This window comes from Hahella sp. CCB-MM4 (genome assembly GCF_002260525.1).
Lineage (GTDB): Bacteria > Pseudomonadota > Gammaproteobacteria > Pseudomonadales > Oleiphilaceae > Hahella.
The window spans coordinates 1-761 of the sequence record NZ_MRYI01000060.1 but is presented as its reverse complement, the minus strand read 5'-3'; the positions used below and the strand labels follow the sequence as shown (position 1 = coordinate 761).

General features: G+C 57.8%; 1 protein-coding gene. It reads right to left on the bottom strand.

The annotated features are described in order from the left end of the window. Positions 1-740, bottom strand: a 740-nt coding sequence (locus BTA51_RS28865; RefSeq protein WP_371333251.1) for a carbohydrate ABC transporter permease, incomplete at its 3' end; no start/stop codon positions are given. Between the last annotated feature and the right edge of the window lie 21 nt (positions 741-761).

Sequence of the window (761 nt, the reverse complement as noted above, 5' to 3'; positions counted from 1 at the left end):
AGCAGCGCCTGGCTGTAGATCAGGAACGCCAGATTGGTGGTCTCATAACCGGGACCACCGCCGGTGGTGGTGAAGATCTCGGCAAAAATCGACAGCAGGAAGATGGTCTCAATCATCACCACCACGGCAATGGGCCGCGCCAAGTGCGGCAGGGTGATGTGAATGAAAATGTTGATCGGACCGGCACCGTCCAGGCGGGCCGCATCCTTCTGCTCCTGATCCAGGGACTGCATGGCAGTCATCAGCAGCAACACCGCAAAAGGAATCCATTGCCAGGACACGATCATGATGATGGCTCCCATCGGGTATTCAGAAAACCAGTCGATGGGGGTCGCCCCGAAAAAACGCCAGACCGCGGCAAACACGCCGGAGACCGGATGCAACAGCAGGTTCTTCCACACCAGGGCACTCACGGTCGGCATGATGAAGAACGGGGAGATCAGCATCACCCGGACTATCCCACGGCCCCAGAAAGGATTATCCACCAGCACCGCAATCAGCACACCGAACACCACACTGATCAGCAGCACGGCTCCGACCAGCCAGAGGGTATTCAATGCCCCGGCAGTGAACCCGGCGTCGGTGAGGAAATAATAATAGTTTTCCAACCCGACGAATTCGTTATCCCCCGGATACAGCAGGTTGTACCGGATCAGGGAGAAGTAGATGGTCATGGCCAGGGGCACCGCCATCCAGACCAGCAGGACCAGGACGGATGGAGACAGCATGGCCAGACCGATGCGGTTCTTACGGCGATGTTC